19 protein-coding genes are annotated in these 16,811 nt (G+C 74.4%); 9 read left to right on the top strand and 10 right to left on the bottom strand.

The annotated features are described in order from the left end of the window. Positions 1–147 precede the first annotated feature (147 nt). Complete coding sequence (locus IE219_RS30790) at positions 148–1,455, top strand: carboxylate--amine ligase (RefSeq protein WP_189983518.1); 1,308 nt, start codon at positions 148–150, stop codon at positions 1,453–1,455. A 73-nt stretch (positions 1,456–1,528) separates the two neighbouring features. Here the strand turns inward: IE219_RS30790 and IE219_RS30785 are convergent, their stop codons facing one another. Continuing rightward, positions 1,529–1,762, bottom strand: a complete 234-nt coding sequence (locus IE219_RS30785) for a chaplin (RefSeq protein WP_189983516.1) — start codon at positions 1,760–1,762, stop codon at positions 1,529–1,531. A gap of 197 nt (positions 1,763–1,959) precedes the next feature. Then, positions 1,960–2,370, bottom strand: a complete 411-nt coding sequence (locus IE219_RS30780; RefSeq protein WP_189983542.1) for a rodlin — start codon at positions 2,368–2,370, stop codon at positions 1,960–1,962. A gap of 221 nt (positions 2,371–2,591) precedes the next feature. On the opposite strand from IE219_RS30780, the gene IE219_RS30775 reads away from it, so the two are divergent. The 3 genes from IE219_RS30775 (at position 2,592) to IE219_RS30765 (ending at position 4,949) form a co-directional block, all read left to right on the top strand. Further along, positions 2,592–3,002: a rodlin gene (locus IE219_RS30775; RefSeq protein WP_189983514.1), complete on the top strand. Its 411-nt coding sequence runs from the start codon at positions 2,592–2,594 to the stop codon at positions 3,000–3,002. Between the two features lie 422 nt (positions 3,003–3,424). Continuing rightward, positions 3,425–4,453: an LCP family protein gene (locus tag IE219_RS30770; RefSeq protein WP_189983512.1), complete on the top strand. Its 1,029-nt coding sequence runs from the start codon at positions 3,425–3,427 to the stop codon at positions 4,451–4,453. Positions 4,454–4,550: 97 nt separating this feature from the next. After that, the gene (locus IE219_RS30765; protein WP_189983510.1) at positions 4,551–4,949 is read left to right on the top strand and encodes a rodlin; all 399 of its coding nucleotides are present in this window, start codon (positions 4,551–4,553) and stop codon (positions 4,947–4,949) included. 78 nt (positions 4,950–5,027) lie between these two features. On the opposite strand, the gene IE219_RS30760 is transcribed toward IE219_RS30765, so the two are convergent. The 5 genes from IE219_RS30760 to mca form a co-directional block, all read right to left on the bottom strand. Beyond that, positions 5,028–7,049: a thioredoxin domain-containing protein gene (locus IE219_RS30760; protein ID WP_189983508.1), complete on the bottom strand. Its 2,022-nt coding sequence runs from the start codon at positions 7,047–7,049 to the stop codon at positions 5,028–5,030. Positions 7,050–7,076: 27 nt separating this feature from the next. Next, positions 7,077–8,501, bottom strand: coding sequence for a hypothetical protein (locus IE219_RS30755; RefSeq protein ID WP_189983506.1), 1,425 nt, complete (start codon positions 8,499–8,501; stop codon positions 7,077–7,079). Next, positions 8,498–9,133, bottom strand: coding sequence for an ABC transporter ATP-binding protein (locus IE219_RS30750; protein WP_189983504.1), 636 nt, complete (start codon positions 9,131–9,133; stop codon positions 8,498–8,500). The genes IE219_RS30755 and IE219_RS30750 overlap by 4 nt, the downstream gene beginning before the upstream one ends. 434 nt (positions 9,134–9,567) lie before the next feature. Continuing rightward, complete coding sequence (locus IE219_RS30745) at positions 9,568–9,801, bottom strand: hypothetical protein (RefSeq protein ID WP_189983502.1); 234 nt, start codon at positions 9,799–9,801, stop codon at positions 9,568–9,570. A 1-nt stretch (position 9,802) separates the two neighbouring features. Further along, positions 9,803–10,684: a mycothiol conjugate amidase Mca gene (gene mca, locus IE219_RS30740; RefSeq protein WP_189983500.1), complete on the bottom strand. Its 882-nt coding sequence runs from the start codon at positions 10,682–10,684 to the stop codon at positions 9,803–9,805. A gap of 99 nt (positions 10,685–10,783) precedes the next feature. On the opposite strand from mca, the gene IE219_RS30735 reads away from it, so the two are divergent. Both IE219_RS30735 and greA read left to right on the top strand, forming a co-directional pair. Continuing rightward, positions 10,784–11,185: a DUF4307 domain-containing protein gene (locus tag IE219_RS30735; RefSeq protein ID WP_189983498.1), complete on the top strand. Its 402-nt coding sequence runs from the start codon at positions 10,784–10,786 to the stop codon at positions 11,183–11,185. 188 nt (positions 11,186–11,373) lie between these two features. Then, positions 11,374–11,871: a transcription elongation factor GreA gene (gene greA, locus IE219_RS30730; protein ID WP_189983496.1), complete on the top strand. Its 498-nt coding sequence runs from the start codon at positions 11,374–11,376 to the stop codon at positions 11,869–11,871. Between the two features lie 78 nt (positions 11,872–11,949). Here greA and IE219_RS30725 read toward each other — a convergent pair whose 3' ends face one another. The 3 genes from IE219_RS30725 to ilvA form a co-directional block, all read right to left on the bottom strand. Beyond that, positions 11,950–12,798 (bottom strand): ABC transporter permease, encoded by an 849-nt coding sequence (locus IE219_RS30725; protein ID WP_189983494.1) that lies wholly within the window; start codon positions 12,796–12,798, stop codon positions 11,950–11,952. Continuing rightward, a complete protein-coding gene (locus tag IE219_RS30720) occupies positions 12,795–13,823 on the bottom strand; it encodes an ATP-binding cassette domain-containing protein (RefSeq protein WP_189983492.1) in 1,029 nt (342 codons plus the stop codon). The genes IE219_RS30725 and IE219_RS30720 overlap by 4 nt, the downstream gene beginning before the upstream one ends. A gap of 175 nt (positions 13,824–13,998) precedes the next feature. After that, positions 13,999–15,228 carry a threonine ammonia-lyase gene (gene ilvA / locus IE219_RS30715; protein ID WP_189983489.1) on the bottom strand — a complete coding sequence of 410 codons (1,230 nt, stop codon included), beginning with the start codon at positions 15,226–15,228 and terminating at the stop codon, positions 13,999–14,001. A gap of 147 nt (positions 15,229–15,375) precedes the next feature. Here ilvA and IE219_RS30710 point away from each other — a divergent pair, with 147 nt between their 5' ends. The 3 genes from IE219_RS30710 (at position 15,376) to IE219_RS30700 (ending at position 16,802) form a co-directional block, all read left to right on the top strand. Continuing rightward, positions 15,376–15,891 (top strand): MarR family winged helix-turn-helix transcriptional regulator, encoded by a 516-nt coding sequence (locus IE219_RS30710; RefSeq protein ID WP_189983488.1) that lies wholly within the window; start codon positions 15,376–15,378, stop codon positions 15,889–15,891. A gap of 144 nt (positions 15,892–16,035) precedes the next feature. Further along, entirely contained in the window at positions 16,036–16,557 is a 522-nt protein-coding gene (locus IE219_RS30705; protein WP_189983486.1) for a sigma factor-like helix-turn-helix DNA-binding protein, read from the top strand. Next, complete coding sequence (locus IE219_RS30700; RefSeq protein WP_189983484.1) at positions 16,554–16,802, top strand: hypothetical protein; 249 nt, start codon at positions 16,554–16,556, stop codon at positions 16,800–16,802. The genes IE219_RS30705 and IE219_RS30700 overlap by 4 nt, the downstream gene beginning before the upstream one ends. The last annotated feature ends 9 nt before the right edge of the window (positions 16,803–16,811 follow it).

The following is a 16,811-nucleotide window of genomic DNA, read 5'->3' as shown; positions in this document are numbered from 1 at the left end:
TCCTCCGCACGCACAGCATGTGACGACCAATCAATCCGATACTCCGAAAGTATTCCTAATGAGCCGACCGTGAACTCGGCTTCCCTCCGGCGTGTAGTCCATTAGAGGATTTCATCGCCCACTTGGGGCACCCGAGACGAAGGGGCCATGACCGTGCCGCCTTTCGACACCCGCGTCCCCGCCGTTCTCGTACGGCTCGACCGGAATCCCTTCCACCACGGAACGCTGGGCGCCGCCCGCTCGCTGGGCCGGGCCGGAATCCCCGTCCACGCCGTCGTCGAGGCGGCCGACAGCCCCGTCGCGCGCTCCCGGTACGTCCGCTCCGTCCGGCCCCGCCCCGCCTCGGCCGCCGCCACCGAACTGGCCGCGCTGCTCGGCGCGCTCGCCGCCGAGATCACCGGCGACCCGGCCGCCCCCGTGCTCGCCGTGCCGATGGACGACATCAGCGCGCTGGCCCTGGCCCGCCGCCGCGCCGAACTGGCGGACCGCTTCCTGCTGCCCGCGCGGACCGAGGAGCAGCTGCTGCGGGTCGCCGACAAGGCCGCGCTCGCCGGGACCTGCGCCGCCCTGGGCCTGCCCCACCCCCGTACCGAACTCCCCTCCGGAGCCGACGAGGCCGCCGCCATGGCCTGGTCGCTCGGGCTGCCGGTGGTCGCCAAGTGGAGCCGCCCGTGGCTGCTGCCGGCCGGCCGCGGGCTGCGCAGCACCACGGTCCTGCGCTCGCTCGCCGAGGTCAGGGAGCTGTACGCGCGAACCCCGCAGGCCGGCAGCCGGCTGCTGCTCCAGGAGCTCCTGCCGCCCGGCCGGGGCCTCGACTGGTTCTTCCACGGATACGTCGACACGGCCGGCCGGTGCGTCGTGGGGGCCACCGGCCGCAAGGAGCGCTCCTGGCCGGACGCGGCCGGACTCACCGCCGTGGGCCGCTGGGCCGCCAACCCGGAACTCGACCGGCTCGCGCGCGGGGTGCTCGGCGCGCTCGGCCACCGGGGCGTGTGCGACCTCGACTTCCGGCTGGACCCGGTGACGGGCGCGTACCACCTGCTCGACTTCAACCCGCGCCCCGGCGCCCAGTTCCGCCTCTTCGCCGACGCGGGCCTCGATGTCGTACGGGCTCTGCACCTGGACCTCACCGGCCGTCCGGTGCCGCCGCTCTCCCCCGCGTACGGCCGCCGCTTCGTCGTGGAGAACTACGCGGCGCTCTCCCTGCTCACCTCCCCGGGCCCCCGGACCGCTCCCGGACCCGCCCCCGGCACCGTCCGGCGGCGGGGCGAGCGCGCCTGGTGGGCCGCCGACGACCCGCTGCCCGCGCTCGCCATGGGCCGGGCCTGGCTCGCCCACCTGGCGCGCCGGGCCCTGGCGGCGGTGCGGCGGCGGCTCACGGCCGGGCGGCCCCGGCCGGCGGCCTCGCTGCCGGCCCCGCGCGGCGGCGCCCCGCGCGGACTCACCCGGCGCTGAGACGCGACCCGGCCCCGGGGGCGTGACGCTCCCCGGGGCCGGGTGGTGCTCCGCCCTGGCCGGGCGGACCGGATCAGGCGTTGACGCAGGTGTTGCCGAAGGCCGGGTTCAGCAGGCCGATCACGTTGATGCTGTTGCCGCAGGCGTTGATCGGCACGTGGATCGGGATCTGCACGACGTTGCCCGAGAGGACACCCGGGGAGCCGACGGCCACACCCTCGGCCTCGGCGTCGGCGAAGGCGGGCGTGGCCGCTCCCATGGCCAGGATGACTCCGGCGATGACGGCGGCAGCCTTCTTGCACTTCATGTCGTCTGGTTCCTTTCCGCGGCGGAAGATCGGCCTCCGCTGCACACAGGGACAACGACAACCTCTCGCGGGGGAAACCGGTGATTCCGCCGCGACACCCGCTTTCACTCCATTGCGCGCACGGGACGGGGCCGTACGCGCACACGGCACAGGGCCGGAGGAAGGAATTCCTCCGGCCCTGTGCGGGGGTGCGGTGATCAGCTGTTGCCGATGCCGTTGCCCGAGAGCACCGGGATGTCCTCCAGGACGTGCGAGAGCGGCTCGTCGCCCTTGGCCTGGGTGGAGTTCTCCGCGCACTGCTGGTTCTGCGGGGAGGACAGGACGTTGACGTCCTGGACCGCGACCGGGACGAGGACGCCGACGACCGAGCCGACGTTGCCCTTGACCGGGACGCCGAGGCACAGCTTGTTCAGCGAGCCCTGGACGGCGGAGACCTGCGGGCTCATGTCGCCGACGGTGGTGGCGTTGCCGAACTCCTGGTGGGCGCCGTTCCCGGAGAGGGAGGTCGTGCCGCCGTCGTTGGCGATGGCCATCGCGGGGGCGGCGGCCGCGGCGGCGAAGCCGACGGCCGAAGCGGTGACGGCCGCGGCCGCCATCATCTTCTTGATCACGGTGAATCCGTTCTGTTCCCACCAATCGACGTGATTGATGCGACCGGAACAACTGCGACCGGGGGCGGAGGTTCCGGCCCTTCACCCGATCGACTGGGAACCGTGCCGAGCGCTGCCGCGCGCGCTCCGCCATCGGAGTGACAGGGCGGAACTCACCGGTCCGGACCCAGTTGTCCAGGGCGCTCCCTGCACGGGGCAGGTTCTAGAAGGGAACTACCGTGATCAAGAAGGTCATGGCCACCGCGGCTGCCGCCGCCTCGATCGTCGGCGCCACCGCCGCCGCGGCCACCCCCGCCCTCGCGCTCGCCGACGACGGCGGCACCACCTCCTACAGCGGCAACTTCGCCAGCCAGTCGTACGGCAACTCGGCGACCTACGGGAACATGAGCCCGCAGATGGCGCTCATCCAGGGCTCGCTGAACAAGCCCTGCATCGGCCTGCCGGCCAAGCTCAACGCCGGTTCGCTGGTCGGCGCCATCCCGATCTCGGTCCAGGACGTCAACGTCCTGTCCTCCCCGCAGAACCAGCAGTGCGTCGAGAACTCGACCCAGGCCAAGGGCGACGAGCCGCTCTCCCACCTGCTGGAGGACATCCCGATCCTCTCGGGCAACGGCGTGGCCAACGGCTGACGGACGCCTCCCCGGCGCCGTCGGCACGCCGAAGGGGCCGCCCCCGGACGGGGGCGGCCCCTTCGTGCGTACGGCCTAGAGCGGCCAGACCGGGGCGGACATCAGGCGCTCCCACTCCCGGTCGGGCAGCCCCGGCACCGCCCGCCCCGCCTGCGCCCACTGGCTCGCCAGGGCGGAATAGACAGGGAATTGGTTCGGCGTCAGATTTCTTTCGGGGGGCGGTGGGTCGCCCACGTACCGGCTCCTCGGAATGAAGGCCATGCGTTCCCATTTCCCGGGATTACCGGGACCAGGCGGCGCCATTCTTCGCTCCTTCCGCTGCTATTCCCGCATCATTACACAAACCCCGCGGCGGGGTGATTCACCCGGACAATGTCGCGTCGCGCATCTGTGTGCGAGCGGGTTCGCCCTAGCGTGCGGGCATGAGACTCCCGCTCTCCCGGCGGCTGTTGCCCGTCCCTGCGGCGCTCCTCGCGCTCGCCCCCGGGGCCCTGGCCGCCGCGGGACCCGCCGAACTCCCCTCCCCCGCGAAGGGGCTGAACCTGCTCGTCGTCGGCATCGACTCCCGGGCCGGGATCACCCCGGACGAGAAGGAGCGGTTCCGGCTCGGCGGGAAGGGCTGCGACTGCGCGGACGTGATGATGCTCGTGCACGTCTCCGCGCGCGGCGACCGGGTGAGCGTGGTCGGACTGCCCCGCGACTCGCTCGCGCACCTGCCCGCCGGCCACACCGACCTGCGTACCGGGACCGTCCACGCGGCCCACGCGGCCAAGCTCAACGCCGCGCGTTCGGAAGGCGGTCCGGCCCTCGCGACCGAGACCGTCGAGGCGCTGACCGGCCTGGAGGTGCACCGCTACCTGGAGATCGACTTCCGGCGGTTCATGGACTCCGTGGACCGGGTCGAGGACGGGGTGCCGGTCTGCACCGCGAAGCCGCTGAAGGACCCGGCCACCGGGCTCGACCTGGCGGCCGGCACCACCCGGCTGGCCGGCGGCCCCGGGCTCCAGTACGTGCGCTCGCGGAAGGCCGACGGGGAGATGGACTTCGGCCGCATCCGCAAGCAGCAGCTGTTCGTCGCCAACACGCTGGAACGGCTGCGCGCGGACGACGTCCTGACCGACCGGAAGCGGCTGCGGGCGTTCGCCGCCGTCCTGCGCGGCACCGCCCCGGCCGAACGGGGCCTGTCCGTCGCCGAGCTGGTCGCGCTCGCGGGCCGGCTGAAGGGGCTGGAGCCGTCCGGGACCGAATTCGCGACCGTACCGGTGAAGGGGTTCAACCCGCCGGTGGAGGGCGCCGGTTCGACGGTCGGCTGGGACCCGGAGGGGGCCCGGGAGGTCTTCCGGCGGCTGGCCTCGGACCGCCCCCTGCCGCCGTCCGGGGCCGTCGCGCCCGGTGACGTCCCCGCCGCCGCGTACCGGCCCGCCCGGGGGTCTTCGCTCATCTGCCCGTAGGCCGTCCGGTGGACATGCCGGAACCTCGGCCCTCCTGACCAGTTGATCAGCATGGCTCGGCACTCAGCTCGGGCCAGTAATCCGAAAGGCCAGAACCATGAAGAAGCTCCTCGCGACCGCAGCGGTGGCCGTTTCGGTCGTCGGCGCGACGGCCGGGCAGGCGCTCGCGATCGCCGACGACGGTGGCACCACCTCGCTCTCCGGCAACGGCGCGCACCAGGAGTTCGGCAACTCCGCCACCTACGGCAACATGAGCCCGCAGCTCGCGCTCGTCCAGGGTTCCCTGAACAAGCCGTGCGTGGGTCTCCCCGCGAAGGTCAACGCCGGTTCGCTCGTCGGCCTGGTCCCGATCGCGGTCCAGGACATCAACGTCCTGTCCTCCCCGCAGAACCAGCAGTGCGTCGAGAACTCGACCCAGGCCAAGGGCGACGAGCCGCTGTCGCACATCCTCAGCGACATCCCGGTGCTCTCCGGCAACGGCGCCGGCAACAGCTGAGCGACCCCACCCGGCGTGCGTACGGCCCCGGCGCCCCTCTGCGGAGGGGAGCCGGGGCCGTTCCCGTGAGGGCGGGGCTCAGAGCCTGGCACTCAGCTCGGCCGGGTCGGTGACCGGCGCGTCGCAGGTGAAGTGACGGCAGACGTACGCGGCGGGCGCCCCGGCCACCAGCGGGCGGTCCCGCAGCAGCGGGAACTCCTCGCTGCCGGGAGCCCCGGCGGCGACGACCGCGCCGGGCGTCGTGGCCCGCAGGGCCGTACGGCGCAGCTCCTGGAAGGCCGGGTCGCCGGCGGCGCCGACCACGGCGATCTCGCGCGGCCCGTCGAGGAGGGCCTCCGCGACCGCGAGCCCCCAGCCGATGAAGCGGGGCGCGCGCGGGCCGAGCGCCTTCACCACGCCGAGGGCGGCCTCGGCGGCGGCCCGGTGCGGCTGCGAGCCGGTGTGGGCCGCGTACGAGAGCAGGGCTCCGGCGGCGGCGGTCCAGCCGGACGGGGTGGCGTTGTCGGTCGGGTCCTGGGGGCGCCGGATGAGGGTCTCGGCGTCGTGCGCCGTGTCGTACAGCGCGCCGTCCTCGGCGGTGAAGCGGGCCAGGACGCCGTCCAGGAGGAAGCCGGCGAACTCCAGCCAGGCGCCCTCGCCGGTGACGGCGGCGAGGGCGAGGAACCCCTCGGCGACGTCGGCGTAGTCCTCCAGGACGCCCGCGTTGCCCCCGGCCCGGCCGTCCTTCGAGGTACGGGTGAGGCGGGCGCTCTCGTCCAGGTGGAGCCGGACCAGCAGGTCGGCGGCCTCGGTGGCGCGCTCGACCAGGTCGGGCCGGTCGAAGAGGGCGCCGGTCTCGGCGAGGGCGGCGACCGCCAGGCCGTTCCAGGCGGCGACGACCTTGTCGTCCCGGCCGGGGCGCTCGCGGCGCTCGCGGGCGGCGTGCAGCCGGGCCCGGATCGAGGCGATGCGGCCGGCGTCGGCCGGGCCCGCCTCCTGCGGGAGCTGGAGCACCGAGGAGCCGTGCTCGAAGGTGCCCTCCTCGGTGACGCCGTAGTGGACGGCGGCGAGCGCGGCGTCCTCCGCGCCGAGGACCTCGGCCAGCTGGGCGGGGGTCCAGGCGTAGTAGGCGCCCTCGACGTGCCGGCCGGTGCCGTCGTCGCTGTCCGCGTCGAGCGCGGAGGCGAAGCCGCCCTCCGGGGTGCGCAGCTCGCGGACCATGAAGTCGGCGGTCTCCAGGGCGACCCGGCGGGCGAGGTCGCTGCCGGTGGCCTTCCAGAGGTGCGCGTACACGCGGCAGAGCAGCGCGTTGTCGTACAGCATCTTCTCGAAGTGCGGCACGACCCAGGCGCGGTCCACGGAGTACCGGGCGAAGCCGCCGCCGAGCTGGTCGTAGATGCCGCCCCGGGCCATCGCCTCGCAGGTGTCGGAGGCCATCTGGAGGGCGCCCTCGGAGCCGGTGCGGGCGTGGTGGCGGAGCAGGAACTCCAGCACCATCGACGGCGGGAACTTCGGCGCGCCGCCGAAACCGCCCCGGGCCGCGTCGTACTCCCGGGTCAGCCCGAGCAGCGCCCCGGCCAGCTCCTCCTCCCCCGGCAGCCCCTTCCCGCCGTGCGCCAGCGAGCGGCTCGCGAGGTCCTCGACGATCCGCGCCGCGACCTGGTCCACCTCGTCCCGCCGGTCCGCCCAGGCGGCCCGCACCCCGTCCAGCACCTCCGGGAACGACGGCATCCCGTGCCGGGGCTCCGGCGGAAAGTACGTCCCGAAGTAGAAGGGCGCCGCGTCGGGCGTCAGGAAGACGGTCATCGGCCATCCCCCCTGCCCGGTGGCCGCCTGCACGGCCTCCATGTACACGGCGTCGACATCGGGCCGCTCCTCCCGGTCCACCTTGACCGCCACGAAGTGCTCATTGACGAACGCGGCCGTGGCCTCGTCCTCGAACGACTCGTGCGCCATGACGTGGCACCAGTGACAGGAGCTGTAGCCGACGCTCAGCAGGACGGGCACGTTCCTGCGCCGGGCCTCCTCGAAGGCTTCCGGGGACCAGGGCCACCAGTCGACCGGGTTGTCGGCGTGTTGGAGGAGGTAGGGCGACGTCTCATGGGTCAGTCGGTTCGGCATGGGGTCATCCTGCCCTGCCGGGGGTGGTCAGGAGGGGGAGGAGCGGTGGGGGCGGTGGAGGGCGGTTCGGGTGCAGTAGGTGGTGAGGGCGAGGGTGGTGAGGAGGGCGGTGGGGGTGGTGGGGAGGGCGGTGGCCAGGAGGGTGCCGGTCAGGACCGCGGCGAGGCCGTCGAACTGCCAGAGGAAGACGCGGGCGGCGGCGAGGTCGCCGAAGGGGGTGATGATCGGCAGGAGGAGTTCGACGGGGAGGTCGTTCTTCATCTCGCGCAGGAGGCGGGCGCTCAGGACGAGGAGGGCCGTGGCGGCGGTGAGGAGGGCGGGGAGCGGGGGCTGGAGGAGGACGGCGGGGGCGGTCGCGAGGGCGACGGCGGCGACCGGCCAGGGGAGGGCGCGGGCGAAGGGGCCGCCGCCGCGCGGGCCGTACAGGGGGGTCAGGGTCAGTTCGTCGCGCAGGCCGCGCCAGGTCTCGCCGATCCAGCCGGAGCCCGCGTAGAGGAGGACCGCGCCGGCCGGGCCGGGGCCGAGGGCGAGGAGGACGGCGGCGGCGGTCAGGCAGAGGACGCCGGCGAGGGTGCGGCCGGGGGTGCGCAGGGCGCGGACGGCGCCGTGGGCGAGGGGGCCGCGCGGGCGGCCGTCGGGGCGGGCGAGGGCCGTGGCGAGGCCGCGCGGTTCGGGGCGGTAGAGGTCGAGGGCGCGGTGGAGGGTGCCGGTGCCGGCGAAGGTCCGGGCGTCGGCGGCGCGGGCTGCCTCGCGGGCGAGCCGGGCGAGGTCGGCGGTGCGCAGGGCGCGGAGGGCCGGGCGGCCGAGGAGGGGGGCGGCGAGGGCCGTCGCGCCGGCGAGGAGCCAGGCGGCGTCCGGGCCGAGGGGGGCGGCGGCGGCCGTGGTGGCGGCCGTGCCGAGGGTGAGGAGGAGGTTGGCGCGGACGGTGCGGAGCTGGCCCCAGAGCCAGGCCACCGGGGTGAGGGCGGCGAGGCCCGCCGCGAGCGCGAGGGCCCGGGGCAGCAGGCCGCCGGTGGTGAGGAGGGCGGCCGTGGCCAGTGCCGTGAGGGTGCCGAGGGCGGCGTACGCGAGGCGGCGGCGGGCGATCGGGGCGAGGTACCGCTCCGGGGGCAGGTCGGTCGTGGCCAGGACGTGCAGCAGGAACGGCGGGAGGATCAGCGGTCCCCAGAAGCGGCCGGTGAGCTGGGCGGCGGCGACGGCGGCGGCCGTCAGCAGGCAGGCGGTGGCGGTCGTGGCGCCGGGGGTGTCCGGGGAGAGCAGCGGCCGGGACGTGGCGGCCAGGCCGACGACCGGGCCCGCGTAGACGAGGGCGAGGACGGCGGTGAGGTAGGCGGGGTAGGCCCAGCCCCGGGCGGTGGGGGCGTCGCCCCGGCGGGCGTACCGGCGGCGTACGGCGCGGACGCGGTCCCCGGCGTCGGCGACGGCCCCGGGGACGGCGGTGTCCGTGCTCATCCCAGCTCCGTGACGGCGTCGCAGGCGCGGGTCAGGGCGGGTTCGTGGGTGGCGACGAGGAGGGCGGCGCCCTGCCGGGCGCGGGCGGCGAGCAGGTCGGCGAGGAGGGCGACGCGGTCGGCGTCGAGGTGCCGTTCGGGTTCGTCGAGGAGGAGGGCGTCGGCGGGGCGGACCAGGGTGAGCGCGAGGTGCAGCAGCTGGAGCTGGCCCGCGGAGAGCCGGCCGGGGAAGCGCGCGCCCAGGGCGGTGAGGCCCAGCCGGTCGAGGGTCTCCTCGGCGCGGTCGGCGGTGGCCGCGGTGGTGCCGTACCAGGAGGCGGCGACGAGGGTGGTCTGCTCGCGGACGGTGAGGTCCCGGGCGAGCGGGACGGGGTCGACGAGGGCGGCGACGAGGCGGCGGTGCCGGGGGCGGGCCGGGTCGGCGGGTTCGCCGCGCACGAGGACGGTGCCGCCGGTGGGCCGCCGGGTGCCCTGGAAGGCGCGCAGGAGGGTGGTCTTGCCGGTGCCGTTGCCGCCGGTGAGGCACCGGAACTCGCCGGGCGGGACGGCGAGGGTCGTCGGCGCCAGCAGGACGGTGCCGTCGAGGACGACCTCGGCGTCGTGCGCGGCGAGTACGGGCGTGTCGTCGTTCACTGGGTCCGGCTCCCCCCGGCGTCGGCTGTACGCCGACTGTACGCGGCCGCGCCGACAGGCCGCCGGGCGGCCGAAGGGGCGTGGTGGCGTACGGCCCTGCCACGAGGGCCGGAGCGGCGCACCGGAGTACGTACCGCCCGGCGCCGGAGGGGCGTACCGGCCGTGCGCATCCGCTGCGGAGGGGGCGGGAGGGTGTGCCGACCGCAGGGACCGGAGGGGCCTGCCCGCAGCGGTGCGTACCCGTCGCGGGGATCGCTAGGACACACCTGAGTGCGCGTCCACCTCGGGGTCCGGAGGGACGTACCGGTAGTGCCGACCCACCGCGAGGGCGCACCCGAGTGCGTGCTCACCGCGGAGGGGCGTGTCGGAGTGCACGCCGCCCCGGGCCGGAGGGGGGCCGGTGGGCTGTTCCTCCGGTGCCGGGGCGGGGCGGGTCAGGACGTGGCCGGAGCCTGCTTGTCCTGGGTCGGGGCGGGGTCGGACGGGGCGGGGGCCTCGTCGAAGGTGATGCTGTTCATGTGGCGGTTCATCGACTTCATCAGCGCCCAGACCGCGAGGGCCAGGACCGCGAAGACGACGAAGCCGAGGACGCCGGGGGTCACCTTGTTCTTGTCCAGCTCTTCGGCGGCGAAGGGGACCAGCTGCGTCAGTGCGAGGTGTGCGCTCATGTCAGGCATTGTCGCGGATGCCCGCGAAGAGATCTTCCTCGGGGAGGGAGGTCGACACCAGCGACTTGCTGAGCTCGTACTCCTCCGTCGGCCAGACCTCCTTCTGGATCTCCATCGGGACGCGGAACCAGCCGCCCTCGGGGTCGATCTGGGTGGCGTGGGCGATGAGCGCGCGGTCGCGGGTCTCGAAGAAGTCGGCGCAGGGGACGAAGGTGGTGAGGGTCCGCTCCTTGCGCTCGAAGTCCTTCCAGCGCTCCAGCCACTCGCCGTACGGGGACTCCAGGCCCCGGTCGAGGAGGGCCTTGTGGAGGGCCTCGGTGCGGGGGCGGTTGAAGCCCTGGTTGTAGTAGAGCTTCCGGGCCTGGAAGACGGGGCCGTACTCGGCCTCGGGGTACTTCTCCGCGTCGGCCGCGCCGTCGAAGGCCACCATCGTGATCTTGTGGGTCATGATGTGGTCGGGGTGCGGGTAGCCGCCGTTCTCGTCGTAGGTCGTGATGACCTGCGGGCGGAACGCGCGGATCTTGCGGACCAGCTCGCCGGCCGCGTGGTCGACGTCCTCCAGGGCGAAGCAGCCCTGCGGGAGCGGGGGCAGCGGGTCGCCCTCGGGGAGGCCGGAGTCGACGAAGCCGAGCCACTCCTGCTTCACGCCGAGGATCTCGCGGGCCTCGTCCATCTCCTTGCGGCGGACCTCGTGGATGTTCTCCTCCACGTAGGGGTCGCCCTGGAGCTTGGGGTTGAGGACAGAGCCGCGCTCGCCGCCCGTGCACGTCACCACCAGGACGTCCACCCCCTCGGACACGTACTTGGCCATGGTCGCCGCGCCCTTGCTCGACTCGTCGTCGGGGTGGGCGTGCACGGCCATCAGTCGCAGCTGCTCAGTCAAGACTCGATCCTCAGTGATTAGGCACGCAGGCAGGTCTCTATAGTGACGGAATCGGGGGGAGGAAAAATTCCGACCCCCGACCCCGGAGAGGACCGAGAGATGAGCGCCGTGCGAGAGCAGCCGCCCGAGGGGCGCTACGGGCGCTCCGCGGACGAGCGGGCCGACCGGAAGCTCCGGATCGCGGGCGCGGTCCTCGGGGTGCTGTTCCTCGGGCTGATGGGCTGGTTCGGCTGGTACTACGTGGTCGACAACAAGATCAGCGCCGAGATGATCAAATTCGACGTGGTGAGCGACACCGAGGTCCAGGTGCACCTGGAGATCCGCAAGGACGAGGGCCTGGAGGGCGTGTGCACGCTCCGGTCCCGGTCCGAGGACGGCGCCGAGGTGGCCCGCAAGGACGTCGTGGTCGACGACCCGGGCGGCCGGGTGGACCGCGTCTACTCCCTCCGTACGACGGCCCGTGCGACCAGCGCGGAGCTGCTGGGGTGTACGACGCGGTAGCGGTGGGTAGGGAGCGGGGGACGAGCCCCGGCGGGTCACCGTCGTGACCTGGACCGACGCCATCCTGATGGTTTATGTCCTCCCGCTTTCCGCCACTCATTGTTAGGCTCGTGCTTTCGCCCACCCGGGAGCGACCGCTTCCCGCGTAGGGCGATGCTTTGTATTCCCAGTACCTACGAGGAGCACCTGTGACCCAGACCAGCGACAACGTCACCTGGCTCACCCAGGAGGCGTACAACAAGCTCAAGGACGAGCTTGAGTACCTGTCTGGTCCCGCGCGTACCGAGATCGCGACGAAGATCGCCGCGGCGCGCGAAGAGGGGGACCTGCGCGAGAACGGCGGGTACCACGCGGCCAAGGAGGAGCAGGGCAAGCAGGAGCTCCGGGTCCGGCAGCTCACCCAGCTCCTTCAGAACGCGAAGGTCGGCGAGGCCCCGGCGGACGACGGCGTCGTCGAGCCGGGCATGGTCGTGACGATCGCCTTCGACGGCGACGAGTCCGACACGGTGACCTTCCTGCTCGCCTCCCGCGAGTACGCCAGCGACAAGATCGACACCTACTCGCCGCAGTCGCCGCTCGGCATCGGCGTGAACGGCAAGAAGGCCGGTGACGACGCCGAGTACGAGCTGCCGAACGGCAAGAAGGCCCGGGTGAAGATCCTCAGCGCCAAGCCGTACAGCGAGTGAGACGGTCCCCGCGCGTGACGAAGGGCCGGTCCCCCGGACGGGGGCCGGCCCTTCGTCGTGTCCGGGGGACGGACGGGGTCAGGCGGTCGCCGAGCGGTACTTGCGGACGGCGAGGGTGCGGAAGACCGCGATGATCAGCAGCGACCAGAGCAGCGAGGCCCAGACGGGGTGCTGCATGGGCCAGGCGTCGGACTGGACGACGCCGGGGTTGCCGAAGAGCTCGCGGCACGCCTGGACGGTGGCGCTGAACGGGTTCCACTCGGCGATGGGCCGGATCCAGGAGGCCATCTGCTCCGGGTTCACGAAGGCGTTCGAGACGAAGGTGACCGGGAAGAGCCAGATCAGGCCGCCGGAGGTGGCCGCCTCGGGGGTGCGGACCGAGAGGCCGATGAGGGCCCCGATCCACGAGAAGGCGTAGCCGAGGAGCAGCAGCAGGGCGAAGGCGCCGAGCGCCTTGGGCACGCCCTCGTGGATGCGCCAGCCGACCAGCAGGCCGACGACCGCGAGGACGACGACGGTGAGCGTGGTCTGCACGAGGTCGGCGAGGGTGCGGCCGGTGAGGACGGCGCCGCGGGCCATCGGCAGCGAGCGGAAGCGGTCGACGAGGCCCTTGCTCATGTCGTCGGCGATCCCGGCGCCCGCGCCCGCGGTGGCGAAGGTGACGGTCTGGGCGAAGATGCCGGCCATCAGGAACTCGCGGTAGGCGGCCGCGTCGGTGGTGCCGCCGATGTTCAGGGAGCCGCCGAAGACGTAGCTGAACAGGATCACGAACATGACCGGCTGGATGAGGCCGAAGATGACCATCTCCGGGATCCGGGTCATGCGGATCAGGTTCCGCCGGGTGACGACGAGGGAGTCCGCGACGGACCGGGCGAGCCCGCCGCGCGGGGCGGGGACCTCGGGGGCGGTGTCGATGAGCGTGGTCACGCGGCCGGCTCCTTCCGGTGCGGGCGGCCCTCGCCGTCCCCCTCCCCCGGCTCCTCCCGCCCCTCGCCGGGGGCGGCGGCGTGGCCGGTGAGGGAGATGAAGACGTCGTCGAGGGTGGGGCGGCGCAGGCCGATGTCGTCGATCTCGGCGCCGATGGCGTCCAGGTCGCGGATGACCTCGGCGAGCAGTTTGGCGCCGCCGGTGACCGGGACGGTCAGCCGGCGGGTGTGGTCCTCGACCGCGACGGCGTCGCCGCCCCGGCCCTCGGGACCGTAGCGGGCGAGGACGGCGCGGGCGGCGGCGATGGTGTCGCGGTCGTGCACGACGACCTCGACGCGCTCGCCGCCGGTGCGGGCCTTGAGCTGGTCGGAGGTGCCGCGGGCGATGACGCGGCCCTGGTCGACCACCGCGATGTCGTGGGCGAGGTGGTCGGCCTCCTCCAGGTACTGGGTGGTGAGCAGGAGGGTCGTGCCGCCGGCCACGAGTTCCTTGATGACCTCCCACAGGGCCTGCCGGTTGCGGGGGTCGAGGCCGGTGGTCGGCTCGTCCATGAACATCACGGGCGGGGAGACGACCAGGGCGGCGGCCAGGTCGAGGCGGCGGCGCATGCCGCCGGAGTAGGTCTTGGCGGGGCGGTCGGCGGCGTCGGCGAGGCCGAAGCGGTCGAGCAGGTCGCCGGCGCGGGCCTTCGCGGCGGGGGCCCGCAGCTGGTAGAGGCGGCCGACCATCTGGAGGTTCTCGCGGCCGGTGAGGTACTCGTCGACGGCCGCGAACTGGCCGGAGAGGCCGATGGAGCGGCGGACCGCGTCGGGGTGCTTCAGGACGTCGACGCCGGCGACGGTGGCGGTGCCGCTGTCGGGGCGGAGCAGGGTGGTGAGGACCCGCACGGTGGTGGTCTTCCCCGCGCCGTTGGGTCCGAGGAGGCCCAGGACGGTGCCCTCCGGCACGTCCAGGTCCACGCCGTCCAGTGCTCGTACGTCGCCGAAGGTCTTCACCAGACCCTCGGCGTGGATCGCGCCTGGCATGCCCACACTCCCGGACATAGAGGATCGTTTCGGGTGATTCTGACGATCCTAGGGCAGGGGACGCGGCACGGCGCGCCCAGGCCGGGGCCGTCCGCGCGGCTTCCCTCCGCACCCCGGTCCGGGGCCGTCCGCGCGGCCCCTCCCCGGCGCCCCCGGTCCGGGGCCGTACGCGTGCTCAGTCCAGGACCGTGTACCCCGCGTCCCGCAGTGCCGCCTCGACCTCCCGGCAGTGGTCGGGGCCCTTCGTCTCCAGGCGCAGCTCCACGTCCACCTCCGTGAGGCCGAGGCGCGGGTCGGTGCGGACGTGGCCGACGTCGAGCACGTTCGCGTCGGCGACCGTCAGCACCGCGAGCAGCGTCGCCAGCGCCCCCGGCCGGTCCGTCACCCGCACCCGCAGGCTCAGGTAGCGGCCCCCGGCCGCCATGCCGTGCCGCAGGATCCGCTGGAGCAGCAGCGGGTCCACGTTCCCGCCGGAGAGGACCGCGACCACCGGGCCCCGGAAGGAGCCCGGGTCGCTCAGCAGGGCGGCCACCGGGCTCGCCCCGGCCGGCTCCACCACCAGCTTCGCCCGCTCCAGGCAGAGCAGCAGCGCCGAGGAGAGGGCGTCCTCCGAGACCGTGCGGACCTCGTCCACGTACTCCCTCACCAGGCCGAACGGCACGTCGCCGGGCCGGCCGACCCTGATCCCGTCGGCCATCGTCACCGGCGACTCGACCACCACCGGGTGCCCGGCCGCCAGCGACGGCGGATAGGCCGCCGCGCCCTCCGCCTGCACGCCCACGATCCGCACGTCCGGACGGACCGACTTCACCGCGAGCCCCACCCCGGCCGCGAGCCCGCCGCCGCCCATGCCGACGACGATCGTCCGGACCTCCGGGCACTGCTCCAGGATCTCCAGGCCGACCGTGCCCTGGCCGACGATCACGTCGGGGTGGTCGAAGGGGTGGATGAAGACCGCGCCCGTCTCGTCCGCGTACTCCTGCGCGGCGGCCAGCGTCTCGTCCACCACGTGCCCCTGGAGGCGGACGTCCGCGCCGTACTCGCGGGTCGCCGCGACCTTCGGCAGCGGCGCCCCGACCGGCATGAAGACGGTCGCGCGGACCCCGAGCAGCTGTGAGGCGAGCGCCACACCCTGCGCGTGGTTGCCCGCCGAGGCGGCGACCACCCCGGCCGCCCGCTCCTCCGGCCGCAGCCCCGCGATCCGCACGTACGCGCCGCGCAGCTTGAACGAGCCGGTCCGCTGGAGGTTCTCGCACTTGAGCAGGACCGGCGCCCCCACCAGCGACGACAGGTGACGGCTGCCCTCCAGGACGGTCGTCCGGGCCACCCCCGCGAGCATCTTCTGCGCACCGCGCACGTCGTCCAGCATCAGCCGGTGCAAGGGGTGAGGCGTACCGAAGGTCATGACCTCAAGTCTCGCAGCTCACCGGGGTCCCGGCCGCCCGCCGGGCGGGCCCCGGGACCGGTTTGCGCAGGGCCGGTACGCAGCCCGTCCGGTCCGCGTACTCTGTCCCCCACACCGCCCACCCCCCGCACGAGAGAGCCCCCAGCCATGCCCACTTCTCAGGACATGTCGACCGAGCTCGACCCCGGTCTCCTCGATGCCCTCCAGCACCAGGTGGCCGTCTTCGCCCGCCGGGCCGAGCAGACCCGCCTCGGCGGCACCGGTCAGCTCCGCAACTCCATGGACCGGGCCGCCTACCTGCTCCTCAACCGGCTCGACCGGGAGGGGCCGATGGGCGTCAAGGCGCTCGCGGCGGGGATGGGGATCGACTCCTCGACCGTGACCCGCCAGGTCGCCCCGCTCGTCGACTCCGGCCTCGTCAAGCGCACCTCGCACCCCGAGGACGGGCGCGCCGTCGTCCTCCAGCTCTCGCCGCGCGGCCTCGACCGCCTGGAGGAGGTGCGGGAGTCGCGCCGTCGGCTGATGGCCGAGGTCACCGACGGGTGGACGCGGGACGAGCGCGACTCCTTCCGCACCCTCCTCACCCGCTTCAACGCGGCGCTGTCCGCCCGGCAGGCGGCGGCCCACCAGACGGGCGCCGCCGGGGCCGCGCACGGCGGCTGAACCGGGCGGGGCCGTGCGCGACCGGCCGCGCGGACCGGTCGGCCCCCTGTGCGCGGCCGGCCGGACACGACCGGGCCCGGCCCCGTGCGCGGCCGGTCGCGCACGGGGGTTGACCCCGCTTCCCCTCCGGCGGCTAGATGAGGTGTGGGGAACCAGGGGAAGAACCGGAGACGGTCCGAACACGCCCGCCGCGCCCAGGAGTTCGACACCTTCGTGGCGGGCGCGGCGGGACGGCTGCTGCACACCGCGACGCTGCTCACCGCCGAGACCCGCGCCCGCAACCCGTACGCCCGGGAGCTGCTGACCGCCGCCCTCGCCCACACGTACGCCCTCCGGGAGCGGAACGCCGACGAGGACCCGTACGCCCTCACCCGCGACGACCTCGCGCTCCGCTTCGCCCGCACCGCCTGGCGCCACCACGGCGGCCGGGGCGGCCCGCTCGCCGTCCTCACCCCGCACGAGCGGCTCGTCCTCGTCCTCCGGCTGTACGAGGGCGTGGAGGAGGAGCAGGTGGGGGCGCTGCTCGGCCTGCCGGAGGCCCGGATCAGGGCCGTCTGCGCCCGCGCCGTCGCCCGTGTCCGGGCGGAGCGGCGCGGCCCCGGCCCGGCCCCGAGCGGCCTCGGTGCGGCCTCCCGGGGTGCCGGGGGCAGGGGGGCGGCCGCGTGAGGTACGACGAGAAGGAGGAGGCCGTCCGGCGGCTACTCGACACCGCGCACCCGCCCGTCCCCGGCGACCTCGGCCGGCGGGCCGCGGCGCGCGGGGCCCGGCTCGGGCGGCGCGGCCGGCTGCTGCGCCGGACCCTCCGGGCGCTGTGCGCGCTCGCCGTCCTCTGGTTCACCCTCTGGGCGGCCGACGCCCGCCCCTGGGAACCGCCGCCGGCCGCCACCACTCCGCCGTTCGACGGGCCGTGAACGGCGGCC

Origin of the sequence: Streptomyces termitum (assembly GCF_014650175.1) — a bacterium.
Taxonomy (GTDB): Bacteria; Actinomycetota; Actinomycetes; order Streptomycetales; family Streptomycetaceae; genus Streptomyces; species Streptomyces termitum.
Note: the sequence above shows the minus strand (reverse complement) of the source record. Positions and strands in the feature narration are given on the sequence as shown.